We start from the raw sequence: 23,442 nt of genomic DNA, 5'->3' as shown, positions 1-23,442 counted from the left end.
CATGACGGAACCGACGGAACGTAAGCGGAGCAATGCGCGGGTCGGCCTGGCACTGGGTGCGCTGGTCCTCAGCATGGTCGGCGTTTCCTTTGCCGCGGTTCCGCTCTACGACCTGTTCTGCCGGGTCACCGGCTTCGGCGGCACCACGCAGATCGCGGACGGCGCCAATGCGGAGATCCTCGACCGGAAGGTCACGGTTCGGTTCGACGCGAGCGTGCAGCCGGACCTGAAATGGTCCTTCCGGCCGGTCCAGACATCGGTCGAACTCAAGATCGGGGAAACCAAGCTCGCCTTCTATGAGGCGGTGAACAACGGCGACGAGCCGATCGTCGGGACGGCGACCTTCAACGTGACGCCGGACAAGGCCGGGATCTATTTCGACAAGATCGACTGCTTCTGCTTCACCGAGCAGGTGCTGCAACCGGGTCAGCGGGTCGACATGCCGGTCTCTTTCTATATCGACCCGGACATGGACAAGGACGTAAAGATGGACGGGGTGACGACGATTACCTTGTCCTACACCTTCTACAAAGCACAGGATCAGTCCGGAGCAACAGCCGCGCGGAACCAGGCCGCCCTGAAAGAGACAGGGGCCGGGGCGCGCGGCGCGACGGACATCAAGGGATAATCAAGGAGAGGAAGGCGCGCAAAACGCCGGACTGAAGGGGAAAGATAATGAGCGGACATCCACAGCATTCCTACCATCTCGTCGAACCGAGCCCGTGGCCCTTTGTCGGATCCATGTCCGGCTTCATCACCGCGGTCGGCGCCGTCATGTTCATGCATGAATATGCGTTCGGCGGGTACATCCTGATCGCCGGCCTGCTCTCGATCATGATGACCATGTTCTTCTGGTGGCGCGACGTGGTGCGCGAGGCCGAGTATCAGGGCCATCACACCTCGATCGTCCAGCTCGGTATGCGCTACGGCATGATCCTCTTCATCGCCTCCGAGGTGATGTTCTTCGCCGCCTTCTTCTGGGCTTTCTTCGACAGTTCGCTCTATCCGGATACCGGTGTCTGGCCGCCGGAAGGCATCGTGCCGTTCGACGCCTGGGACCTGCCGCTGATCAACACCATGATTCTGTTGCTCTCTGGCTGCACGGTGACCTGGGCGCACCACGCGCTGATCGAGAACAAGCGGGACCAGTTCCAGCTCGGCCTCGGCATCACCATCCTGCTCGGCGCGGCTTTCACGGCGCTGCAGGCCTTCGAGTACAGCCACGCGGCCTTCGGGTTTACCGACGGCATCTACGCCTCGACCTTCTATCTTGCGACCGGCTTCCACGGCTTCCACGTGATCATCGGAACGACCTTCCTGACGGTCTGCTGGTTCCGCGGCCGCGCCGGCCATTTCAAGCCGGACCATCATTTCGGCTTCGAGGCGGCGGCCTGGTACTGGCACTTCGTCGACGTGGTCTGGCTGTTCCTGTTCGTCTGCGTCTACTGGTGGGGCGGCTGACGGCCGGTATGGGATCGATGCGGGAGGATAGCGCGTGAGCGAGCCTTACTATCCCCCGCTGTCCCCGCTATCGACCGGGCTCTCCTGCACCTGTCCGCGCTGTGGCAAGGGGAGCCTGTTCGAGGGCTTTCTAAAGGTCCGCGACGTCTGCGCGAACTGCGGGCTGGACCTGAAGAACGAAGACAGCGGTGACGGTCCCGCTGTCTTCATCATTTTCGTGCTCGGGGGGACCGTCGTGCCCCTCGCGCTCTGGATCGAGACGCTGTTCGAACCGCCGCTCTGGGTGCATGCCGTGCTCTGGAGCGCCGTGGTTCTCGGCGGCACCGTGGCGCTGCTACGGCCTTTGAAGGCCTACACGATCGCGCTGCAATTCAAGCACAAGACACCGCACCGCCCGCCGGGGACCTAGCCGGCGTCAACGGAGCGGGCCGCCCCGCTCCGGCGGGCACAGTCTGGGATTAGAACATGCTCGGCAATCGCAGGTTTCGCCCCACCTTCTGGGCCACCTTCTTCACTATCCTCGCTGCCGCTTTCATGCTCGGTCTCTGCTACTGGCAGATCGAGCGCCTGATCTGGAAGACGGGGATCGTCGAGCAGTTCGAAGCCCGCGTGGCCGAGGCGCCGGTGGCACCTCCGCAGACGATCGACGACATCGAGGACTGGCGGTATCGCCGCGTGCGTCTCGAAGGCGTCTACCTGCACGACAAGGAACTGCTGATCACCGGGAAACCGTTCGAAGGCAATGCGGGCTTCCACCTGATCACTCCGATGAAGCTGACGGACGGTCGAACGATCCTCGTGAACCGGGGCTGGATCCAGCTCAAGACCCTGGGACCTGTCGACACCAAGCCGATGCATGTCGAGGGTGTGCAAACCGTCGAGGGGCTGATCCGCGAAGACCGCTTGAAAGGCTATTTCGTTCCCGCGAACGAGCCGCAGAACGAAGTCTGGCTCTATGTCGACACGGCTGAGATGGCGGCCGCACGCGATCTCGGCCCGGTGCTGCCGTACTATGTCGACCGTCTGCGCGATCCGGGGCCGTTCCGGATGCCGATCGGGGCGGATACGAAGATCCATGTCCGCAACGAGCATTTGAGCTATGCGGTGACCTGGGCGCTTCTCGCCCTCACCCTGATCGTCATCTATGTCATTTTCCACCTGAAGCCGGAGGACGAACTGTCCGACGGCGGCGAGGGATCCGGCCGTGAGCAATAACCCCTATACCGCCCTCGAGGCCCGTTTCCGGCGCCACTCCGCTCTTTCCGGAGCGAGCGCCGTGCTCGGCTGGGATCAGGAAACGATGATGCCGCCCGGCGGCGCCGAGGCCCGGGCCGAGCAGATGGCCGTGCTCGATGTGCTGCAGCATGAACTGCTCTCCGATCCCGCGGTCGAGGAAGAGCTTTCTGAGGCCGAAGCCACTGTGCAGGCGCTCGAACCCTGGCAGCGCGCGAACCTGCGCGAGATGCGCCGGGTCCATACCAATGAGACCGTTGCCCCGGCCGCACTGGTGGAGGCGCGCTCGCGGGCGACGTCGGCCTGCGTCAATGCGTGGCGCGAGGCGCGCAAGCAGGACGATTTCGCCGCCGTCTCGGACAAGCTCTCACGTGTGCTCGATCTGACCCGCGAATACGGTCAGGTAAAGGCCGAAAAGCTGGGATGCAGTCTCTATGACGCGCTGATCGACAGCTACGAGCCGGGCGGGTCCATGGCCTGGATCGATCCGATCTTCGCCACGCTGAAGGTTGAGCTTCCGGCCCTCATGGAGAAGATCTTCGCTCACCAGGCGGCCGGGCCGAAAGCGCTGCAACCGGAAGGGCCGTTCCCGTCCGAGAGGCAAAAGGCGCTCGGCGAGAAAGTCATGGCCGCGCTCGGCTTCGATTTCACCCATGGCCGCCTCGATGAGAGCGCGCATCCTTTCACCGGGGGCATCCCGGAGGATATCCGGATCACGACCCGCTATTCGGAAGAGGATTTCACCCGCGCGCTGATGGGGGTGATCCACGAGACCGGTCATGCCCTCTATGAACACGGTCTGCCGGAGGAGTGGCGAGGTCAGCCGGTCGGCTCCTCGCGCGGCATGGTGATGCATGAGAGCCAGTCGCTGCTGATGGAGATGCAGGCTTGCCGCTCGCCGGCCTTCTACCGCTTCCTGGCGCCTCTGGCGTCTGACGTTCTCGGCAAGGACGGTCCGGCGCTCACCCCGGAAAATCTGAACCGGCTCGGCCATCGGGTCTCGCGCGGCCTGATCCGGGTCGATGCGGACGAGGTGACCTATCCGCTCCATGTCATGCTGCGCTACGACCTCGAAAAAGCGCTGCTGGCGGGCGACCTCAAGGTGAAGGACCTGCCTGGCGCGTGGCGCGAGGGCATGAAGGCCTCGCTTGGCGTCGAGCCGAAGGACGACCGAGACGGCTGTCTCCAGGACATCCACTGGTATCACGGTTCGTTCGGGTATTTCCCGACCTACACGCTCGGGGCACTCGCCGCGGCGCAGCTCTTCAAGGCGGCGAAGGATGCGCTACCCGGTCTCGACGGACAGATCGCCGGTGGCAATTTCGCACCGCTCCTGTCATGGCTCGGCGAGACCGTGCACCGGAAGGCGAGTTCGACGCTCACCAACGAGATACTCGCTGAGGCAACCGGCGCCGAACTCAGCGCCGATCCGTTCCTCGCTCATCTCTCCGAGCGCTATCTCTAAACGCGTCCTTATTCCGCAGGCTGCTGCTGACCCAGTTCGGCATGGTTCACCGCCATCACCTTGTGGCGGGCGCCCGAGGACATGCGCTCGTAGAGCCGCGCGATGGTCTTGCTGCCGGTGCGGGTGAAGAGGAACGGGAACAGTCCGTGCGCGATGCAGGCGAGCCCGCCCAGCATCATCGCCGCGCCGGTCGAGGTCGCGAAGCCGAAATGCTGCCAGTAGCTCTCGCCGACCGATTCGGGATGATTGGTGAAGAGTTTGAAGATCATGGCGCGGCTCCCGGCTGAATGACGAACAGAGGGATATTGTCAGCCCAATCCAGCGCAAATTGTTTGCAATCTTTGATATGAAATCTCAAAATGATGGAATATTTTTCTATCAAAATGAGATTTCTTAGCATGTCGATGGACGATATCGATCGCCGTATCCTGGCATTGCTGCAGGAGGACGCCGCGCTCTCGGTCGCCGAGATCGGCAGCCGGGTCGGGCTTTCCTCCACCCCCTGCTGGCGCCGTATCCAGAATCTCGAAAAGCAAGGCGTCATCCGCAAGCGCGTCGCGCTGCTGGATCGCCGCGCGATCGACGTGCCGCTCACCGTTTTCGTGATGATCCGGACCAGCCAGCACAATGACGTCTGGCTGGAGAAATTCGCCAAAGGGGTTTCTGCGATCCCGGAGGTGCTGGAGTTCTACCGGATGAGCGGTACGGTCGATTACCTGCTTCGCATCGTGGTGCCGAGCGTCGACGCTTATGACGCGGTCTACAAGCGGTTGATCTCCATTGCCGACCTCGCTGAGGTCAGCTCCAGCTTCGCGATGGAGGAAATCAAGTACACGACGGCACTGCCGCTGGGTTACGCTGGGTAGTCTGGCTCTAGCGAGAGAAACAATGACGGGGAAGATCGCGGCCGCTGCGCCTGCAACGCCTGCTCTCGAAACGGAGCGGTTGCAACTTGGTCCACTGGAGCTTGCCGACGCTGAGGTGCTTCAGAGATGCTTCCCGCAATGGGAAATCGTGAAATATCTCGGCAGCCATGTGCCATGGCCCTATCCGGCCGATGGGGCACTGACCTATGTCCGGGATATCGCCTTGCCGGCCATGCGCGCCGGCACCGAATGGAACTGGACGATCCGCCCGAAATCCGATCCCGGGACGCTGATCGGGGTGATTGGCCTGATGGATCAGCCGGATAACAACCGCGGTTTCTGGCTCCTTCCGGAATGGCGCGGGAAAGGGATCATGTCGGAGGCGGTGGAAGCCGTGACCGACTTCTGGTTCGAGACGCTTGGGCGTTCGGTCCTGCGCGTGCCGAAAGCGGTCGCCAATGAGGGCTCGCGGCGGATCTCCGAGCGTACTTCCATGCGCGTGATCGCCACCGGCGAAAAGGATTATGTCTCGGGTCGCTTGCCGATGGAGCTCTGGGAAATCACGCGCGAGGAATGGCGGGCGCGGCGTCGTACCGCTATTTGGTTTCCGTCCTGAGCGCATCGGCGAGCCGCGAAACCAGGTCTTCGAGCGTGGTTCCCATGGTGCGGTTCTCCACCACTTCCTTGCCGAGCGGGGTGCTCTCGACGAGGCGGTAGACCTCTGCTGCGCCCTCGAAGGTTTTCGAACCGAGGCCCGCATCCCCATAGGTTTTGGCGATCTCCTCCATTTCGCCGACCCAGCGATAGGCCTTGGGCGGCATGCCGGGCAGGCTGTTGGTGAGGCTTTTGAGCAGGTTCGCCTGTGCGCCTTCCATCTCGGCGCGAAACTCCGGCCCGACCCCTTCCAGTTCCGCCGTGACGAAGCTCTGGATCGCCAGCGCCTGCACGCCCTTGGTCAGGGTCGCGAAGCACATCTTGAGGGCGGAGGCGGCGCCGACCTCGCCCGCGACCACGCGGATATCGAGCGCCGGACGCAGCGATTCGAAGGCCTCCGCGCCCGGGCCGTTCACATAGATCCGGGGGCTCGGCCGTCCTGGATAGGGCGGGCCGCCGATGATGCCGCCGTCGAGAAAGCGGATGCCGGCCGCTTCGGCCCGGTCTCGCGCGGCCCTCGCGGTCGACGGAGCCGTGGCGTTGAGATCCACGAGCATGGCGCGGGGCGCCCCGCCGACCGTTCCGGCGGCCTTGATCATCCGGTCGACGAAGCCCGGCGCCTGGTCCGGCGGCATGATGGAGAAAATGGCGTCGCATTCGGTAAGCAGCCGGGCGTCGGAGCCGAGATCCTCGATCCCCGCCTGCTCCGCCAGGGCGCGGCTGCGGGCCGAGCGGCCCTCGAGGTTGGTGACCACCCGGACCCCGCCCTCGGCGAGGCGGCGACCTATGGCGTGACCCATGTCCCCCGGTGTCATGATCGCGATGCAGTCGAGTGCCATGGAGCCCGTCCCGTCGTCCAAGTTGTGCTGGCCGCGGGCATTGTTGCAAGAACCCCAGCCCACCGCTAGGTTGCGCTCTTTCGGACAGCGAAAAGAGACGGCGGACGTGCGCTATATCAGTACCCGGGGCAAGGCCCCCGAACTCGGCTTCGAAGACGTGCTCCTGACGGGCCTCGCCCGCGACGGCGGACTCTACGTCCCGAAGACTTGGCCGCAGCTCAGCGCAGCGGACCTGACGCGGCTGTCCGGGCTGACCTACGCGGAGACCGCGTTCGAGATCTGCCGCCTCTTCACCGGCGATGCGTTCGACGACGCGACGCTGAAGCAGATCATGGACGAGGTCTATGGATCCTTCGGCCACACCGCCGTGGCGCCGCTGAAGCAGCTCGACGCGAATCTCTGGATGATGGAGCTGTTCCACGGCCCGACGCTCGCCTTCAAGGATTACGCGATGCAGGTGCTCGGGCGCATGTTCGACCATGTGCTGGCAAAGCGCGGCGAGAAGGTGACGATCGTCGGCGCGACCTCGGGCGACACCGGGTCGGCGGCCATCCAGGCCTTCCGCGACCGGTCCAATGCCGAGATCTTCATCTTCTTCCCGAAGGGCCGGGTCTCTCCGGTGCAGCAGCACCAGATGACGACGGTGCACGCCCCGAACGTCCATGCCATCGCGCTCGAGGGCACCTTCGACGACTGCCAGGACATGGTGAAGGCGCTCTTCAACGACGCGGATTTCCGCGACCGGCACAATCTCTCCGCCGTCAACTCGATCAACTGGGCGCGGATCCTGCCGCAGGTGGTCTATTACGTGACCTCGGCGCTTTCGGTCGGTGCAACGGCCGATCGGCCGGTCTCCTTCGTCGTGCCGACGGGCAATTTCGGTAATATCTTCGCAGCCTATGCCGCCAAGCAGATGGGGCTGCCGATCGACCGGCTGGTGGTGGCGACGAACCAGAACGACATCCTCTCCCGCTTCCTCTCTTCGGGCGAGATGAAGCTCGAGGGCGTCATGCCGTCAATCAGCCCGAGCATGGATATCCAGGTCTCGAGCAACTTCGAGCGCTTCCTCTTTGATCTCTACGACCGCGACGGCGCCGCCGTGACCGAGGTGCTGACCGGCTTCCGCAAGGACGGCAGTTTCTCGATCTCGCAGGGCATGCTGGAGAAAGCGCGCGCCGTGTTCGACGGCTACCGCACGGACGAGGCGGAGACCAAGGCGACGATCAAGGCGGTCTTCGAGGAAACAGGCGAGATCACGGATCCCCATTCCGCCGTCTCCCTCGGCGCCGCGCGCAAGGCCCGCGCCTCGGGCGCTATCGGCACCGAGATGCCCTTGATCTCCCTCGCCTGCGCTCACGCAGCGAAATTCCCAGACGCGGTCGAGGCCGCGACCGGTATCCGCCCGGCGCTGCCTGCGCGGCTTTCCGACCTGCTCGAGCGCGAGGAGCGGATGACGGTGCTCGCCAATGACTATGGCACCGTCAGTACCCACATAGCCGGCATCGTTTCCGGCAAGGAGAATGCTGCATGAGTACCGCCGATAACGGCGTCCGCATCACCGAACTCTCGAACGGAATCCGGGTCGTCACCGACCGGATGGCGAGCGTCGAGAGCGTGTCCCTCGGGGCCTGGCTCAATGTCGGGACCCGGCACGAGGTGGCGGCCGAAAACGGTGTCGCGCATCTGCTCGAGCACATGGTGTTCAAGGGCACCAAGCGCCGCTCCGCGCCGCAGATCGCCGAGGAGATCGAGGCGGTCGGCGGGCATATGAACGCCTATACCGCGCGCGAGCAGACCGCCTATTACGTCAAGGTACTGAAGCAGGACGTCGCGCTCGGCGTCGATATCCTCTCCGACATCCTGACCGAGTCGACCTTCGATGAGACGGAGCTCAGCCGCGAGCGGCATGTGATCCTGCAGGAAATCGGCCAGGCGGCGGATACGCCCGACGACATCGTCTTCGACTATTTCCAGGAAGTCGCCTACCCGGACCAAGCCATGGGCCGGCCGGTGCTGGGGCGTTCGGAGATCGTCCGCGACATGAGCCGCGACGGCGTGATGTCCTTCATCAACGGCAATTACGCGGGCGATATCCTCGTCTTCTCCGCGGCCGGCAATGTCGAGCATGACAGGGTGGTCGAGGCGGTCGAGCGCGGTTTCGGATCACTCGCGGCGCAGTCCGGCGCGAAGACCGAGGCGGCGGCCTACAAGGGCGGCGAGAGCCGGGTCGAGAAGGACCTGGAGCAGCTTCACCTGCTGCTCGGCTTCGAGGGCATGGGGTTCCACGACGAGGATTTCTACGCCCAGCAGGTGCTCTCCATGCTGTTCGGCGGGGGGATGTCCTCACGCCTCTTCCAGGAGGTGCGGGAGAAGCGCGGCCTCGTCTATTCGATCTATTCCTTCAGCGCCGCCTACAATGACGGCGGCATGTTCTCGATCTATGCCGGTACCGGCGAGAAGGATGCGGCGGAACTCGTGCCCGTGGTCTGCGACGAACTGAAGGACGTGGCGGAGAGCGTCACCGAGCAGGAAGTCGAGCGCGCCCGGACCCAACTCCGTTCCGGCCTGCTGATGAGCCGGGAGAGCACCTCGAACCGCTGCGAGCAGTTGGCCCAGCACATGCTGGTCTATGGCCGGCCGGTGCCGGTCGAGGAGCTGGTGGCGAAGGTCGACGCGGTGGATACGGATGCGATCCGGCGGACGGCGAAACGCCTGCTGGCCTCGACCCCGACCCTGGCGGCGCTCGGCCCGACCGGGCAGCTCGAATCCTACGACAGCATCCGGGCGCGGCTGAACTGACGGGGCGACAGGCACTTCCGCTTGCCTTCCGCACGGTTAGCAGGAAAAATGATCTCCGGCATTGGACTCCAAGGGGGATCGCCGATTGGTCCTGACGTTTTTCCCGCCGTCGAAGATCGAGCCGCGCGTCACGTTGCCGCGTCTCTATCTGAGGCAACCGAACAAGAATGACTGGAGTGAATGGGCGGAGCTCCGCGCCGTCAGCCGGGACTTTCTCGTCGAGTGGGAACCGCGCTGGCCGGACGACGCCCTGACCCGTGCCGCCTTCCGCCGCCGCCTCTCGCGCTACGCGGAGGACTGGGCCCGCGACCAGGGCTATTCCTTCTTCATCTACCGCCGCAGCGACGACGCGCTGGTCGGCGGCATCACCATCGCCAATGTGCGCCGCGGCGTCGCCCAGTCCTGCACCATAGGCTACTGGATCGGCCGCCCGTTCGCCCGCCGGGGCTACATGAGCGAGGCGGTACACGGCGCCTGTTCCTTCGGCTTCGACCAGCTGGCGCTGCACCGGATCGAGGCGGCCTGCCTGCCGCGCAACTATCCGAGCCAGGGCGTGCTTCGGAAAGCCGGCTTCACCGAGGAAGGGCTGGCGCGCAAGTACCTGAAGATCGACGGGCGCTGGCAGGACCACATTCTCTTCGCGCTGCTGCGCGAGGAGTTCTATCCGAACTTCGCCGACGAACTGAAAAAGTTCTAGAACTCAGCCTGCAATCGAAAGATAGAGCGACAGGGATGCGACCGAGAGCACGGTGGTGATCAGAACTACGCGGCTCGTGAGCACCGCCTCTCGCTGGTAGAACTCCGCCAGCATGAAGGGGCCTGTGCCGGTCGGCAATGCCGCGAGCAGCACGGCGATGTGCGCGACGCCCGCGGGCAGGGCGAGGATCGGAACGGCGACCACCCAGGTGATGGCGGGCTGCACGACGAGCTTCAGCGCGATCAGAGCGGCCTGCAGCCGGCTGTCTGCGACCGGCTCCGCATTCCGCACGGCATTGTCGGCGAGGAACAGGCCGAGCGCGATAAGGGCGCAGGGAGAGGCCGCCCCGCCCAGCAGCGCAAGGTAGCGGTCGAAGGTCTCAGGGAGGGAGAGACCCGACGCCATGAAAAGCGCGCCGAGGGCGGGAGCGGCAAGTAAAGGGTTTTTCACGAGGGCGAGAAGCGTCCGGCGCAGGATGTCGCGGCGGCGCGATCCGGTCTGCAGCGCGCATTCGATCAGCACGATGGCGACCGCGAAGAGCACGCAGGCGGTCAGGATGGTCGCGATCATCGTCGCGCCCATGGCGGAACTGCCGATCACCGCCAGCACCAGCGGGAAGCCCATGAAACCGGTATTCGGATAGCTCGCATTGAGACCGTCGATCGCCGCATCCGCGAGGTGGCAACCCTGCCGCATGCGGACCCAGAGCGTCGCGCCGAAGACCAGCGCGCAGCCAGCCGTGAAGGCGATAATGAAGTCCGGCTGCCAGATCTCCGCGGGGTCGGCCTTGGCCATGATGCCGAACAGCATGGCCGGCAGGGCGAGATAGACGACGAAACGGTTCACTTCGCGGGTCGCGGTCGGGCCGAGGGCGCCCGAGCGCCGGGCGATAAACCCGGTCAGGATCAGGGCGAAGATCGGCAGGACGACGAGGAGATTGGCGAGCATGACCGGGGCGTTTCGATGCGGAACGGCTTTTCTCTACGCCTGTCCGTCGATACAATCCAATCCAGATCAGAGCAATAATTAAACCAATAAAGGTATCAATGGACACGCGGCAGATGCGCTACTTCGTGGCCCTGGCCGAGACCCTGCATTTCGGCCGGGCGGCGGCGCGCATGAACATGACCCAGCCGCCCTTCAGCCGGCAGATCGCCAATCTGGAGCGCGATCTCGGGGTGACGCTGGTCGAGCGCACGTCGCGCCAGGTTTCGCTCACCCCGGCGGGGCAGCGTTTCCTGAAGGACTCCCGGGCGGTTCTGGCGCAGTTCGAGGCCGCTTGCCGGGATGCCCGTCTCGTTGCCGAGGGGCAGAAGGGCGAGTTGCGCCTCGGTTTCATGATGCATGCGGCGCATCGCATCGTGCCGCGCCTTGTCGGCGGTTACACGGCGATCCGCCCGGATGTCCGCGTCTCGCTTTCGGAAACCACGCCGGCCGAGATCGAGACGAAGCTGCTGAACCGCGATCTCGATGCAGGCATCACCTTTTCCGGCGGCACCATGCCCCAGCTCGAAAGCCTGCCGGTGGTCACCGACCGGCTTTGCCTCGTCGCCCCCCTTTCGCACCCGCTCGCCGATTTCGAGACGGTCGGTCCTTGGGATCTGCGGGATGCCGACCTGATCGCGGCGCCTTCCGAAATCGCCGAAAACCTGCGTCGGAAAATCGCCGACTATCTTGCGGCGGACGGCATCGTGCCACGCTTCCGTTTCGAGCCGCAGCTGCAGAACACCATCCTCCGTCTCGTCGCCGCCGGGCTCGGGGTGGCGCTGGTGCCGGAATCGATCTGCGACGGGCAGCTCTCCGATATCGTCGCCCGGCCGCTCAGGAACGCGCCGACGCTCGAGGTCGTGCTGAAGGTGCGGCGGGAGGCGGATAACCCGGCAGTCGCGCCCCTTCTGGAGCTGATCCGCACGGAGTCTTTCTCCGTTCGCGCCGAATGACGGTTTGAATCCGGCGCGGCGAAGGGGCATCCTTCCGTCTTCCTTCCTCCGGTCCGGCCGGCACGGCCGACATCTTGCGGAATTGCCATGACCCAGACGCCCGCCTTTTCCTCCCGCCACCACAATCGCATTTCGGCCTTGCACGAGGAGGTCACGGCATGGCGCCGCGACCTGCACGCCCATCCGGAGACCGGGTTCGAGGAGGTGCGTACAGCCGGCATCGTCGCCGAAAAGCTCAAGGAGTTCGGCGTCGACGAGGTGCTGACCGGGATCGCCAAGACCGGCGTCGTCGGCATCGTACGCGGCAAGACGGACGGACCGAGGATCGGGCTGCGCGCCGACATGGACGCGCTGCCGATGCAGGAGACCGGCGACCATTCCTACAAATCGACGGTCCCCGGAAAGATGCATGCCTGCGGCCATGACGGGCATACCGCGATGCTGCTCGGTGCGGCGAAGCTGTTGGCCGAGAGCCGCGATTTCGCCGGCTCCGTCGCGCTGATCTTCCAGCCGGCGGAGGAGGGCGGCGGCGGCGGACGGGTGATGGTCGAGGAGGGACTGTTCGAGAAGGCCGACTGCAAGAGTGTCTGGGGGCTGCACAACTGGCCGGACCTGCCGCTCGGGACCTTCTGCCCGCTCGCCGGGCCGACCATGGCCGGGATCGACTATTTCGACATCGCCGTGCGCGGCCAGGGCACCCATGCGGGCATGCCGCATGACGGCGTCGACACGGTGCTGGCGGCGGCCCATCTCGTCACCGCGATCCAGAGCGTGCCGGGCCGCAACGTCTCGCCGCACGAGACCGCGACCATCGGCGTCTCCATGTTCAAGGGGTCCGACGCCTATGTCGTGATGCCGGACGAGGCGGTGATCGGCGGCTCGGTGCGCTATTTCAACCCGGCGGTCCGCGATCTTGCGGAAACGCGCATCCGATCGCTCGCGGAAGGCATCGCCAAGGGCTTCGGCTGCGAGGCGGTGATCGATTACCGCAAGAACTATCCGCCCGCGATCAACCCGCCCGCAGAGGCGGAGATCGCCGCAGGCATCGCCGAGAGCGTGGTCGGACCGGAGAAGGTGATCCGCGAGCACGATCCCTGCATGGCGGGCGAGGATTTCTCCTTCATGCTGAACGAGCGGCCGGGGAACTATATCTGGATGGGCACGGCGGCGCCGGACCACAGGTCGGGCAAGCTGCATTATCCGGACTACAATTTCAACGACGCCTCGATCCCGCTCGGCATCGGCTACTGGATGGCGCTGGTGGACGAACTGCTGCCGGCAGCGTGAAGGACCTGCAGGTCTTTCCCATCAGGCGTGGATCGAGAGCTGGATTTCCGTTCCGGTCGCGCGCGCGACGCGGCGGACCGTTTCGAGGGAGGGGAGCGTCTTCCCGCCCTCAAGACGGGCGATGGTGCTGCGCGACGTGTTCATCTTCTCCGCCAGAGCCTGCTGGGTCAGACCGGCTTTCGTGCGGGCTGCGATGATCTTTCGCGCGACTTCGAATTCCAGCTCGAGCGCTTCGTATTCGGCGCGGGTTTCCGGATCCTGAAGCAGTTCCGCCCGCAACTCTGCGAATGCGATTTTCTTAGCCATTGTCCAACATCCGTTTCAGGGCCTTAGCGAGTTCCCGCTCCGGCGTTTTCTGGGTCTTCTTGACGAAGGCACTGAGGATGACAATGCGGCGTCCCTCTGCGGTGAAATAGAGGGCTCGTCCGATCCCGTCTTTCCCCGATGCCCGCATCTCCCAGATTTTGTGTCTCAGATATCTTACATGGGGTAGGCCGACGTTCTGAGGCCCGAATTCCGTCAGGAGTTGTCCCACCCGGAATATGCGGGCCCTTATATCGGCCGGAAAAGTCCGGAGTTCCGTCGCCGCACGCTCGTCGACCTCAAGGTCCCACTTCATCCTACATCCCAAACGTATCAAAATTGAGACAGCGCAGCAATCGTGCTTTGACCCGATAATGAGACGTTCTGGAGTGTTTCTTGAGGCAGGGAACGGAGATCTAGGCCCGCCCAGCTTCCGTCGAGAGCAGGGCGGAATCGACGCCGAGTTTTTTCAGGGCGCGGTCCCACTTGCTGTCGAGGTCGGTGTCGAAGACCAGCGCGTTGTCCGCATCGACATTAAGCCAGGCGTTTTCCTGGATCTCGCCGTCGAGCTGGCCCGGGCCCCAGCCGGCATAGCCGAGCGCGAGCAGATGATTCTTCGGGCCCTGGCCGGAGGCGATGGTGCGGACGATGTCCACGGTGGCGGTGAGGCCGACCTCCCGGTCGATATCCAGCGTCTCCTCGCTCTGGTAGTCGGCGCTGTGCAGGACGAAGCCGCGCTCGGTATCGACCGGACCGCCGAAATGCACCGGCGGGTTGGCGACGATGTCCGCTTCCATGAGGTTCATGTCGAGCTGCTCGACCAGATCGGTGAACTCGATCGAGCCGACGAGACGGTTCAACACCAGGCCGATCGCGCCCTCGGCATTGTGGACGCAGACATAGATCACCGTCCGGGCAAAGCGCGGATCGCGCATCGCCGGCATCGCCACCAGCAGCTGGCCGGTGAGATAGCCTTCCTCGGTTTCGTCGGCGACCGTGGTCGTCATGTTTGCGCTTCCGCTCGTTTCGGTCTTCTTGTCCTGCGGGACGCAGGGTTCCGGAAAATGTGACCGACGTACGCCCCGAGGTCCACTATATATCCCTGACGGGTCGGTGAAAGGCCCCCGGAAACAAAGTCGGACATTGTGCTTATGAATTGGGTTTCGCGCCCCGTCTTTCCAACTCTGCTCCTGCTTCTGGGTCTGATTGCGGCAATCACGGCTCCGGCGGCGGACGCGCGCGCGGCGGGGGCATCGGACTGGGTCAGCACGGATTTCGCCGACGTCCGTCTGGTCTCGGCCATTTCCGGGACCGAGGGACGTGAGAGCGTGCCGCTCGGCCTGCAGTTTCGCCTGGCGGAGGGCTGGAAGATCTACTGGCGCGCGCCCGGAGATGCCGGTTTCCCGCCAGAGATCGCCTGGGACGGGTCGGAACATCTCGGGACGGCGGACTGGCAATGGCCGGTGCCGGAACGGTTCAGCCTCTTCGGGCTCGAGACCTACGGCTATCACGACGAGGTGGTGATCCCGATTCGCGCGGTGCTCACCGCGCCGGGAGCGCCGCTCGCGCTGCGTGCCGACATGAACGCGCTCGCCTGCAGCGATATCTGTGTGCCGCTGAACGCCAAGCTCGCGCTCGACATCGCGTCCGGCCCGGCGGAGCCGACGGCCTTCGCGCAGCTGATCGACCGGTTCCGGGCACGGGTGCCGCAGGATCTGAGCGGCCTCGGCCTCGACATCTCCTCGGTCTCCGCGGTCGGATCGCCGGTACCGCACTCGTTGGCCGTAAAGGTCACGTCTTCGGTTCCGCTGGCAGAGCCGGATGTTTTCCCGGAGGCGCGGGCCGGTTTCGCCTTCGGCAAGCCCGAGGTGGACCTCGCGCCGGACCGGCTCTCCGCGGTCCTGACCGTCCCGGCCTCGGTCCCGGAGGGCGGCCGCCTGGCGGAGGAAAAGGTGACGCTGACGCTGGTCGACGGCGACCGTTTCCTCGAGCGCAGCCTGATCGTCGGTGCCGCGGGCGAGGGGGCGGAGAGCGGACGCTGGGCCGCGCTCGCGGCGATCCTCGGCATCGCTTTTCTCGGCGGGCTGATTTTGAACCTGATGCCCTGCGTGCTGCCCGTGCTGTCGCTGAAACTGGTCGGCGCGGTCAAATATGGCGGCGCCGACAAGGCGGCGATCCGCACCGGCTTCCTTGCCTCCGCCGCTGGCATCCTCGCCTCCTTCCTGTTGCTTGCCGGCGGCGCAATCGCGCTGAAACAGGCCGGGCTCGCGGTCGGCTGGGGCATCCAGTTCCAGCAACCGCTCTTTCTTGCCCTGATGGTGGCGGTGCTCGTGCTTTTCGCCGGCAACCTCGCGGGCCTCTTCGAGATCAACCTGCCGCAACGTCTCGCCGCGCTCGGGCTCGCCGGCGGCGATGGCGGACAGGGACGTCTGACCGGTCATTTTCTGACCGGAGCCTTCGCGACCCTGCTGGCGACGCCGTGCTCGGCGCCTTTCCTCGGCACGGCCGTCGGGTTTGCCCTCTCGCGCGGCTCGGCGGAAATCCTGACCGTCTTCGCCGTAATGGGGCTCGGCCTCGCCGCGCCCTACCTGCTGGTCGCCCTCGTTCCGGGACTGGCGCGCGCGTTGCCGAAACCTGGACCCTGGATGGTCTGGTTCCGCCGCATTCTGGCGCTGGCATTGTTCGCAACCGCGCTCTGGCTCTTCACTGTCTTTACCGCGAGTGCGGCGCCGCTCGATGCGGCCCTGCTCGCTGGACTGGCGGTTCTGCTCACCGGCGCACTTGCCTGGCGGGCGCGGCATGAAGGGGCGGGGCGCCGTGCGGCCGGTCTCGCCGCTATTCTCGCCTTCGTGGCGGTGATCGGCGTCGGCGTGCAGGCGACGGCGCGCGACGGCACTGCGCCGGCGGCGGAAACCGCGGTGGACTGGCGCCCGTTCGACCGGCGAGAGATCGCCCGCCTCGTCTCGGCGGAAAAGACGGTGCTGGTCGATGTCACCGCGGACTGGTGCCTCACCTGCAAGGTCAACAAGTCGCTGGTCCTGGAAAGCGGTGCGCTGGCGGAACGGATCGCGTCCGGCGACATCGTGGCGATGCGGGCGGACTGGACCATGCCCGATCCGGCCATCGCGGAATATCTCGCATCTTTCGGCCGCTATGGTATTCCGTTCAATGCGGTCTATGGCCCGGCGGCACCGGCGGGTCTGGCACTGCCGGAACTTCTGAGCCTGGAAGCGGTGGACGCCGCGATCCGGGACGCACGCGGATAAGGGTGCTGGCATTCCTGCTGGCGGGCCCTATCTCTAGCAGCATGAATTACCGCGGCCGCATCGGCCGCAGGAACGTCATAGGGGGAGACCAGGCATGACGATCAAGGTTGGGGACAAGATCCCGGCGCTCAAACTCAAAACCAACACTTCGGACGGGATCGACGATCTCGACACGGGGGAGTTCTTCAAGGGCCGCAAGGTCGTGCTCTTCGCCGTCCCGGGCGCCTTCACGCCGACCTGCTCCGTGAAGCACCTGCCGGGCTTCGTCGAGAAGGCGGGCGACCTGAAGGCACGGGGCGTCGATGCCATCGCCTGCACGTCGGTGAACGATGCCTTCGTCATGGGCGCCTGGGCCAAGGACCAGAAGGCCGGCGACGCGGTCACCATGATCGCCGACGGCAATGCGGAGCTGGCGAAGGCGCTCGGCCTCGAGATGGACGTCTCCGTCGCCGGCATGGGCACCCGCTCCCAGCGCTATGCGATGGTGGTCGAGGACGGCACAGTCACGAAGCTGTTCGTCGAAGAGCCGCGGGCCTTCGAAGTGTCCAGCGCCGAGCACGTGCTCGCCAATCTCTGAGTCTGAACGTCACGAGCCGGAGCGGCAGAGCCGCTCCGGTTTCCTCTCCTGCCGCTAGCGCAGGAACTCGCCGAGATGGGCCGTGATCTGCGGCCGGACGGCGGTATCGAAATCGTCCATCAGTTCTTCCGTCAGCTTGTACCAAAGCGTCTCCCGGTCGGCGAGCGAGGCATCCTCGGCGATCGTCGCGCTGCGGGTGGCAAAGGCTTCCGCGACGGCCCGGCGCTTGTTCTCCGGCGTGCGGATCTCGAGCCGGACCGCGATCCGGGCGGCATAGCGCTCGGTCTGGTCGGTGGTGAAGGCGCCGGTAAGGCCCGTTTTCTTCTTCAGTGGCGTTTCGGTGACGGAAGCGTCGGTGATGACCATCACCAGCTTGTCCGTCCCGCCCATCGCCTGCAGCACATCCGCGCCCCAGCGCTCGGCCGCCGGGCCCGGCGCCACCGGCATCTTGTGCTCGACATTCGGCGCCGCGAAGGGCATGCGGAACTCGTTGAAGACCTCGATCGAACCGACAGCGAGCCGCACCGGCTGTTTATGCCGGAAGGTCAGCTCGGGGAAGGTTGCCGAGGGCGGTGTCTCGCAGGCCGACAGCAGCGGCAGCATCAGGACGAAAAGAAAGAGCGCAAGACGTTTCCGCATTTGATCCCCCTCGGAAAACCGGTCGATGACCCATACTAACGCAAGATATGGGGCGGCAATGTGATCAATTCCCGGAAGTTTTCGCCCTGAGCTTTTCCAGTGCTGGTTCGTCGTACTCCCAGTGAGACTTGCAGAACTCGCAGGTCACGGACACGAGGCCGTCGACCGTCATGTCCTGCACTTCCTCAGGCGTGAGGGACACAAGCACCGTCTCGACGCGCTCGCGGGAACAGCGGCACTGCTCGACGATCCTCTGGGCCGGATAGGCGACGATCCCGGACTCGTGGAACAGGCGGAAGAGCAGGCGGTCCGGGGCGATCCGGGTGCCGGCCAGTTCGTCCGCGCTCGCACTGCTCAGCATCACCACCGCCGTCCGCCAGGCATCCTCGTGCGCATCCAGGTCGTGTATCGGCCGGGCCTTGCCGGGTTCCGGCGCATCGCCGCCGTCGAGCGGCATGCGCTGCAGCATCAGGGCGCCCGCGCGCCAGATCCCGAACTCGTCCTTGCGCACGGCCACGTTGATCCCGGTCTCGAGCTGCTCCGACTGGCGGAAATAGGCATGGGTGCATTCCACCAGGGTCTGCCCGGACAGCGGCACGATGCCCTGGTAGCGCTCCATGTCGGCGCCCTGGTCGACGGTGAAGGCGATATAGCCGCCGCCGAACAGGCGCGGCACAGTCAGATCGCCCTCGGCGGAGGCGGCCTCGACCGCATCGCTGTCGAACGCCGCGTAGCCCCTCAGATGGCCGTCGCTGGTGATGTCCGCCACCATGCTGCGCACCGGGCCGTCGCCCTTGATCTGCAGCGAGAACACACCCTCGTATTTCAGCGCGCCGGCGAGGCAGACCGAGATGGTCATGAGCTCGCCCAGCAGCAGCGAGACCGGCTCCGGGTAGCCGTGCCGCGAGAGGATCGTATGGACGGCCGAATTCAGGCGCACCAGACGGCCGCGCAGGCCGAACGGGTTGACCTGGAACGGCAGCAGCAAATCATCGTGGCCCGACTCGGCAAATATGTCGGCGATGCTCATTTCGAGTCCCCGGTCGTCAGAATGTCCCTCAGGAGAGGCACCAGTGCAGGATCGCCTTCTGGGAATGCAGGCGGTTTTCCGCTTCGTCGAAGACGATGGATTGCGGACCGTCGATCACAGCGGTGGAGACCTCCTCCTCGCGATGGGCCGGCAGGCAGTGCATGAAGACCGCGTTCGGCTTCGCCTTCGCCATCAGTTGCTCCGTCACCTTGAACGGGGCCAGCTGATTGTGCGCGTTCGTGGTGTCGTCGCCCATCGAGACCCAGGTATCGGTGACGACGCAGTCCGCGCCGTCGACCGCGGCCTCGGGATCGTGCAGCAGCGTGACCTTGCCGCCGTTCTTCCCGGCCCAGGCAAGCAGGGCCGGGTCGGGGCTCCGCTCGGCCGGGCAGGCGATGCGGAGCTCGAAACCGAACTTCGCCGCCGCGTGGATCCAGGAGGAGGCCATGTTGTTGCCGTCGCCGCTCCAGGCGACGACCTTGCCGCGGATCGGGCCGCGATGCTCTTCGAAGGCCATGACGTCGGCCATGAGCTGGCAGGGATGGGAACTGTCGGTCAGGCCGTTGATCACCGGCACGGTGGCATACTCAGCCATTTCCCGGATGTTCTCGGCGCTGAAGGTCCGCATCATGATGCAGTCGACATAGCGCGACAGCACGCGGGCGGTGTCGGCGATGGTCTCGCCGCGGCCGAGCTGCAGGTCGGCCGCGTTCAGCACGACGACGTCGCCGCCGAGCTGCTTCATGCCAACCTCGAAGGAGACACGGGTGCGGGTGGAGGGCTTCTCGAAGATCATCGCCAGCGTCTTGCCGGCGAGCGGCTTCTCGGTGCCCGCCTCGCCGCGCTTCATGGCGAGACCCTCGTCCACCATGGCCCGAAGGGTGAGGGAATCGATCTGGTCGAGATCGAGGAAATGGTTGAGATCGCTCATTCTGGATTTCCGTCGTCGGGGGCGGAAGCGGCCGGTTCCCCGAGGAGAACCGGCCCGGCGCCTCAGGAGGCGTCCATGTCCGCGCAGACTTTCTCGATGATGCCGCAGGCTTCCGCGACATGGCTTTCGTCGATGATCAGGGGCGGCAGGATGCGGAGCACGTTTCCGCCCGCGCCGACGGTCAGGAGACCGCCCTCGCGCAGTTTGCCCTGCAGATCCGCGTTCTTCACCACGCAGGCGAGCCCGATCATCAGGCCCTTGCCCCGTACCGCCGAAATGATCTTCGGATGGCGTGCCGCGATCTCGCCGAGACGCTTGGCGAAAAGCTCGCCCATCTCGGTGACATGATCTAGGAAGCCCGGTGCCAGAATGACGTCGAGCACCGCGTTGGCCACCGCCATCGCCAGCGGGTTGCCGCCGAAGGTCGAGCCGTGCGTGCCCGGCGCCATGCCGGAGGCCGCCTTCTCGGAGGCGAGGATCGCGCCGACCGGGAAGCCGCCGCCGAGACCCTTGGCAAGGCTCATGATGTCCGGCGCGACGCCGGACCATTCATAGGCCCAGAGCTTGCCGGTCCGGCCCATGCCGCACTGGACCTCGTCATAGATCAGCAGCGCGTCGAACTCGTCCGCCGCCTGGCGCAGCGCCTTCAGATACTGGACGTCGGCGGGATTGATCCCGCCTTCGCCCTGGATCGGCTCGACCAGGATGGCAGCGGTCTTCGGGCCCATCGCCTCGCGCATCTCGTTCATGTTGCCGAAAGCGACATGGCGGAAGCCTTCCGGGCGCGGGCCGAAGCCGGTCCGGTAGGTCTCGTTGTCGCCGGCCGAGAGCGTGGTCAGCGTGCGGCCGTGGAAGGCCGAGGTGCAGCAGATGATCTCCTGCCGTTCCTTCTCGCCGCGTTCCCACTGGTACTTACGGGCGATCTTCAGCGCGCCTTCGTTGGCCTCGGCGCCGGAATTGGCGAAGAAGACCGTGTCGGCGAAGGAATTCGCGACCAGCCGGTCGGCGAGCTTCCGCTGTTCCGGCACCTCGTAGAGGTTGGAGACATGCCAGAGCTTTTCCGACTGCTGCTTCAGCGTCTCGACGAGATGCGGATGCGCGTGGCCCAGCGAGTTGGTCGCGATCCCCGAGGCGAAATCGAGGAATCGTCGGCCTTCGGTGCTGTACAGATAAGGGCCTTCCCCGCGCTCGAAAGCGATATCTATACGCCCGTAAGTGGGCATCACCGTGGTAACCAACGTTCCTCTCCTGAGAAAAAGAAATGGCGGCACCGATACCCGGCGCCGCCGGAAAGCGAAAAAAGCACGGAATCCGGGGAACGCCAAGGGGAATGTGGCGATGCCACGAGGAATCCGCCGAAATGACGCGACTCGGCTGGTTCGTGCGCCTGCGGGACCGGTTCAGGCCCAGCGAAAGAGCCCGAGGGCGCTGCGCACTTCCTCCATCGTCGCCTCGGTGATCTCGCGCGCCTTTTCCGTACCTGCGCGAAGGATGCTCACGACCTCGCCCGGGTCTTTCGCGAACTCGGCCCGGCGCTGGCGGATCGGCCAGACCAGTCGCTGCAGGATCTCCTCGAGATGTCCTTTCACCTTCATGTCGCCGAGTCCGCCGCGACGGTATCGGACCTTCAGCTCCGCCACGCCCTCCGCATCGTCGGAGAAGGCGTCGAGATAGGTGAAGACGACGTTGCCCTCGACCTTGCCCGGGTCGGAGGCGCGCAGATGGCCGGGATCGGTATACATGCGGCGCACTGCCTGGCGGATATCCTCCTGCGAGGCCGAAAGGGGAATGGCATTGCCGGTCGACTTGCTCATCTTCGCCGCGCCGTCGATGCCGGGCAGGCGGCCGACCGGCGGGACCAGCGCTTCCGGCTCCGGCAGCAGCGCCCGGCCGCTCTGGCGGTTCACGCGGCGAACGATCTCGACGGTCTGCTCGATCATCGGGATCTGGTCCTCGCCGACCGGCACGACATTGGCCTTGAAACCGGTGATGTCCGCCGCCTGCGCGACCGGATAGCAGAGGAAGCCGGCCGGCAGCTCGCGCCCGAAGCCGCGCTGGCGGATCTCGGCCTTGATCGTGGGGTTACGTTCGAGACGTGCGACGCTGACGAAGTTCAGATAGAGCTGGCCCAGCTCGGCGAGCGCCGGCAGCGCGGACTGTACGGCAATGGTCGTCGCCTCGGGGTCGATTCCGGCGGCGAGATAATCGAGTGCGACTTCCAGCACATTGCGCCGGACCTTTTCGGGATCGCCGGCATTGTCGGTCAGCGCCTGACAATCGGCGAGCAGGAGGTACTGCTTGTGGGTGTGCTGCAGCGCGACCCGGTTCTTCAGCGATCCGGCATAATGGCCGAGATGCAGCGGGCCTGTCGGCCGGTCGCCCGTCAGGATGACGGGACGGGTTTCAAGATTTTCGGACATCGGTTTGGCTCCTCTTGGGGAAGCCGCCGGACCGGTAAGACGGGAGAGAGTCGCGTGGTGCCCTTGTCAGCCGGATCGCGGCGGCAAGGGTCGAACAAAAACGGAAATGGACGACGTGCCGCTCCTAGAAGGAGCGCCACCAGAAATTGCGGCGGATTTCGGTGCACGTGGTCATGCCGCTTTCTCGCACGGTCTCGTCGGCCCGGCAACCGGATTTGCGTGCGTTCCCCGAGCGCTCGCATGTCGACGGCATTTCTGTGAGAAAGCCCATAAAATCCAATACGATCCTTCATGACTCCTTAAGCCCTGCGCCCTATAGTGCGGGGGTTCGAAAAGCGGAAGTGCCAGAAAGGAGTCCGCCCATGACAACGCCAGTGCAGTCGACCGTCGCGATCTTCGCGTTCCGGTCCGACAAGCAGCAGCAGCTGGTTCAGGCCCAGGTCGTCAGCAGCGCCGTCGAGACGGCGAAGCAGATCGCCCAGTCGAACGGCGCGCAAGCCGCGTCCTCCGGCGGGGTCGACATCACGGTCTGACCGGCAGGGCCCGAAGCAACCGCTTCCGGCCTGCTCAAGCTTCATAAAGACAGTCAGCGACGCTCAGGGATGCCGAGGCATCTCCGGGCTGCGCTGACTGTTTTTTCGTATCAGCGCCGCTTTCGCTTCAGGTCCTCGATCTCGCGTAGCTGTACCTCGAAAGCCTCGATCGCATGCCGCTCCTCTTTGGTGAGGGTCGAGCGGTCGAGCCTGTCGACCAGCACCTGCATCGCCCCGCCCATGCGCCCGAGCTGGCGCCCGTAGGAACCGACCTCGGTCAGGATCTCCTGCTCCATCTCAGGATCTGCGGAACGGCCGAGATTGACGTTGACCAGGCTGAAACTGCTTCCGGCCCAGTCGAAAATCCATTTCCAGGGGTTGATGGTTTGAGTGACTCCGCCCGAGAGCGGCAGGTTCACCGTACGCGGTTCGTTCGTTCCCGGCATCAGGGGCTCCTTCGTCACAATTTGACATATCATATTCGTTATTAAATTCACGGAAA

At 65.1% G+C, this 23,442-nt stretch carries 27 protein-coding genes; 15 read left to right on the top strand and 12 right to left on the bottom strand.

Features of this window, described 5'->3' with window-relative positions; genetic code table 11:
- The first annotated feature begins 1 nt into the window (after position 1).
- Genes IG122_RS13705 through IG122_RS13685 form a run of 5 tightly spaced genes read left to right on the top strand, consistent with a single transcriptional unit; the run spans position 2 to position 4,159 of the window.
- Entirely contained in the window at positions 2 to 628 is a 627-nt protein-coding gene (locus tag IG122_RS13705) for a cytochrome c oxidase assembly protein (RefSeq protein ID WP_193184432.1), read from the top strand.
- Between the two features lie 47 nt (positions 629 to 675).
- On the top strand, positions 676 to 1,461 hold the full coding sequence (locus IG122_RS13700; RefSeq protein ID WP_193184430.1) for a cytochrome c oxidase subunit 3: 786 nt from the start codon (positions 676 to 678) through the stop codon (positions 1,459 to 1,461).
- Positions 1,462 to 1,495: 34 nt separating this feature from the next.
- Positions 1,496 to 1,870 (top strand): DUF983 domain-containing protein, encoded by a 375-nt coding sequence (locus IG122_RS13695; RefSeq protein ID WP_193184428.1) that lies wholly within the window; start codon positions 1,496 to 1,498, stop codon positions 1,868 to 1,870.
- Positions 1,871 to 1,926: 56 nt separating this feature from the next.
- Positions 1,927 to 2,676, top strand: coding sequence for an SURF1 family protein (locus IG122_RS13690; protein ID WP_193184426.1), 750 nt, complete (start codon positions 1,927 to 1,929; stop codon positions 2,674 to 2,676).
- Positions 2,666 to 4,159, top strand: a complete 1,494-nt coding sequence (locus tag IG122_RS13685) for a carboxypeptidase M32 (RefSeq protein ID WP_193184424.1) — start codon at positions 2,666 to 2,668, stop codon at positions 4,157 to 4,159. The genes IG122_RS13690 and IG122_RS13685 overlap by 11 nt, the downstream gene beginning before the upstream one ends.
- Positions 4,160 to 4,167: 8 nt before the next feature.
- On the opposite strand, the gene IG122_RS13680 is transcribed toward IG122_RS13685, so the two are convergent.
- Positions 4,168 to 4,428 carry a DUF6356 family protein gene (locus IG122_RS13680; protein ID WP_193184422.1) on the bottom strand — a complete coding sequence of 87 codons (261 nt, stop codon included), beginning with the start codon at positions 4,426 to 4,428 and terminating at the stop codon, positions 4,168 to 4,170.
- A 129-nt stretch (positions 4,429 to 4,557) separates the two neighbouring features.
- Here IG122_RS13680 and IG122_RS13675 point away from each other — a divergent pair, with 129 nt between their 5' ends.
- Positions 4,558 to 5,025 (top strand): Lrp/AsnC family transcriptional regulator, encoded by a 468-nt coding sequence (locus IG122_RS13675; RefSeq protein WP_226893565.1) that lies wholly within the window; start codon positions 4,558 to 4,560, stop codon positions 5,023 to 5,025.
- A gap of 22 nt (positions 5,026 to 5,047) precedes the next feature.
- A complete protein-coding gene (locus IG122_RS13670; protein WP_193184420.1) occupies positions 5,048 to 5,641 on the top strand; it encodes a GNAT family N-acetyltransferase in 594 nt (197 codons plus the stop codon).
- Here the strand turns inward: IG122_RS13670 and IG122_RS13665 are convergent.
- Complete coding sequence (locus IG122_RS13665; protein WP_193184418.1) at positions 5,622 to 6,518, bottom strand: NAD(P)-dependent oxidoreductase; 897 nt, start codon at positions 6,516 to 6,518, stop codon at positions 5,622 to 5,624. The two genes, IG122_RS13670 and IG122_RS13665, sit on opposite strands and share 20 nt — an antisense overlap.
- A 106-nt stretch (positions 6,519 to 6,624) precedes the next feature.
- Between IG122_RS13665 and thrC the strand changes: the two genes are divergently transcribed.
- From thrC to IG122_RS13650, 3 genes are all read left to right on the top strand, one after another.
- Positions 6,625 to 8,049 (top strand): threonine synthase, encoded by a 1,425-nt coding sequence (gene thrC, locus IG122_RS13660; protein WP_193184416.1) that lies wholly within the window; start codon positions 6,625 to 6,627, stop codon positions 8,047 to 8,049.
- A complete protein-coding gene (locus IG122_RS13655; protein ID WP_193184414.1) occupies positions 8,046 to 9,317 on the top strand; it encodes a M16 family metallopeptidase in 1,272 nt (423 codons plus the stop codon). The genes thrC and IG122_RS13655 overlap by 4 nt, the downstream gene beginning before the upstream one ends.
- An 85-nt stretch (positions 9,318 to 9,402) precedes the next feature.
- Positions 9,403 to 10,014 carry a GNAT family N-acetyltransferase gene (locus tag IG122_RS13650; RefSeq protein ID WP_193184412.1) on the top strand — a complete coding sequence of 204 codons (612 nt, stop codon included), beginning with the start codon at positions 9,403 to 9,405 and terminating at the stop codon, positions 10,012 to 10,014.
- Between the two features lie 3 nt (positions 10,015 to 10,017).
- Here IG122_RS13650 and IG122_RS13645 read toward each other — a convergent pair whose 3' ends face one another.
- The gene (locus IG122_RS13645) at positions 10,018 to 10,962 is read right to left on the bottom strand and encodes an AEC family transporter (protein ID WP_193184410.1); all 945 of its coding nucleotides are present in this window, start codon (positions 10,960 to 10,962) and stop codon (positions 10,018 to 10,020) included.
- 98 nt (positions 10,963 to 11,060) lie between these two features.
- Between IG122_RS13645 and IG122_RS13640 the strand changes: the two genes are divergently transcribed.
- Positions 11,061 to 11,954, top strand: a complete 894-nt coding sequence (locus IG122_RS13640) for a LysR family transcriptional regulator (protein WP_193184409.1) — start codon at positions 11,061 to 11,063, stop codon at positions 11,952 to 11,954.
- An 87-nt stretch (positions 11,955 to 12,041) separates the two neighbouring features.
- Positions 12,042 to 13,241 carry a M20 aminoacylase family protein gene (locus IG122_RS13635; RefSeq protein ID WP_193184407.1) on the top strand — a complete coding sequence of 400 codons (1,200 nt, stop codon included), beginning with the start codon at positions 12,042 to 12,044 and terminating at the stop codon, positions 13,239 to 13,241.
- A 21-nt stretch (positions 13,242 to 13,262) separates the two neighbouring features.
- Here IG122_RS13635 and IG122_RS13630 read toward each other — a convergent pair whose 3' ends face one another.
- The 3 genes from IG122_RS13630 to IG122_RS13620 all read right to left on the bottom strand — a co-directional run bounded on the left by IG122_RS13630 (position 13,263) and on the right by IG122_RS13620 (position 14,551).
- Entirely contained in the window at positions 13,263 to 13,547 is a 285-nt protein-coding gene (locus IG122_RS13630) for a helix-turn-helix transcriptional regulator (protein WP_193184406.1), read from the bottom strand.
- Entirely contained in the window at positions 13,540 to 13,860 is a 321-nt protein-coding gene (locus IG122_RS13625; RefSeq protein ID WP_193184404.1) for a type II toxin-antitoxin system RelE/ParE family toxin, read from the bottom strand. The genes IG122_RS13630 and IG122_RS13625 overlap by 8 nt, the downstream gene beginning before the upstream one ends.
- A gap of 100 nt (positions 13,861 to 13,960) precedes the next feature.
- Positions 13,961 to 14,551 carry a YqgE/AlgH family protein gene (locus IG122_RS13620; RefSeq protein ID WP_193184402.1) on the bottom strand — a complete coding sequence of 197 codons (591 nt, stop codon included), beginning with the start codon at positions 14,549 to 14,551 and terminating at the stop codon, positions 13,961 to 13,963.
- 144 nt (positions 14,552 to 14,695) lie between these two features.
- On the opposite strand from IG122_RS13620, the gene IG122_RS13615 reads away from it, so the two are divergent.
- Entirely contained in the window at positions 14,696 to 16,810 is a 2,115-nt protein-coding gene (locus IG122_RS13615) for a protein-disulfide reductase DsbD family protein (RefSeq protein ID WP_193184400.1), read from the top strand.
- A gap of 94 nt (positions 16,811 to 16,904) precedes the next feature.
- Entirely contained in the window at positions 16,905 to 17,387 is a 483-nt protein-coding gene (locus IG122_RS13610) for a peroxiredoxin (RefSeq protein ID WP_193184398.1), read from the top strand.
- Between the two features lie 54 nt (positions 17,388 to 17,441).
- Here IG122_RS13610 and IG122_RS13605 read toward each other — a convergent pair whose 3' ends face one another.
- The 5 genes from IG122_RS13605 to trpS all read right to left on the bottom strand — a co-directional run bounded on the left by IG122_RS13605 (position 17,442) and on the right by trpS (position 22,407).
- Positions 17,442 to 18,026: a hypothetical protein gene (locus IG122_RS13605; protein ID WP_193184396.1), complete on the bottom strand. Its 585-nt coding sequence runs from the start codon at positions 18,024 to 18,026 to the stop codon at positions 17,442 to 17,444.
- Positions 18,027 to 18,090: 64 nt separating this feature from the next.
- Entirely contained in the window at positions 18,091 to 19,056 is a 966-nt protein-coding gene (locus IG122_RS13600) for an Hsp33 family molecular chaperone HslO (protein WP_193184394.1), read from the bottom strand.
- 28 nt (positions 19,057 to 19,084) lie between these two features.
- Positions 19,085 to 19,987 (bottom strand): ornithine carbamoyltransferase, encoded by a 903-nt coding sequence (argF, locus tag IG122_RS13595; protein ID WP_193184392.1) that lies wholly within the window; start codon positions 19,985 to 19,987, stop codon positions 19,085 to 19,087.
- A 62-nt stretch (positions 19,988 to 20,049) separates the two neighbouring features.
- Positions 20,050 to 21,225 (bottom strand): aspartate aminotransferase family protein, encoded by a 1,176-nt coding sequence (locus IG122_RS13590; protein ID WP_226893564.1) that lies wholly within the window; start codon positions 21,223 to 21,225, stop codon positions 20,050 to 20,052.
- A gap of 162 nt (positions 21,226 to 21,387) precedes the next feature.
- Positions 21,388 to 22,407 carry a tryptophan--tRNA ligase gene (gene trpS, locus IG122_RS13585; protein ID WP_193184389.1) on the bottom strand — a complete coding sequence of 340 codons (1,020 nt, stop codon included), beginning with the start codon at positions 22,405 to 22,407 and terminating at the stop codon, positions 21,388 to 21,390.
- Between the two features lie 362 nt (positions 22,408 to 22,769).
- Between trpS and IG122_RS13580 the strand changes: the two genes are divergently transcribed.
- Positions 22,770 to 22,940: a hypothetical protein gene (locus IG122_RS13580; protein WP_193184387.1), complete on the top strand. Its 171-nt coding sequence runs from the start codon at positions 22,770 to 22,772 to the stop codon at positions 22,938 to 22,940.
- Positions 22,941 to 23,050: 110 nt separating this feature from the next.
- Here IG122_RS13580 and IG122_RS13575 read toward each other — a convergent pair whose 3' ends face one another.
- Positions 23,051 to 23,386, bottom strand: a complete 336-nt coding sequence (locus IG122_RS13575) for a hypothetical protein (RefSeq protein ID WP_193184385.1) — start codon at positions 23,384 to 23,386, stop codon at positions 23,051 to 23,053.
- Positions 23,387 to 23,442: the final 56 nt, after the last annotated feature.

The organism is Nisaea sediminum (genome assembly GCF_014904705.1).
In the GTDB taxonomy this organism is placed as follows: Bacteria; Pseudomonadota; Alphaproteobacteria; order Thalassobaculales; family Thalassobaculaceae; genus Nisaea; species Nisaea sediminum.
The sequence above is the reverse complement of the archived record's forward strand: the minus strand, read 5'-3'. Positions and strand labels throughout refer to the sequence as shown.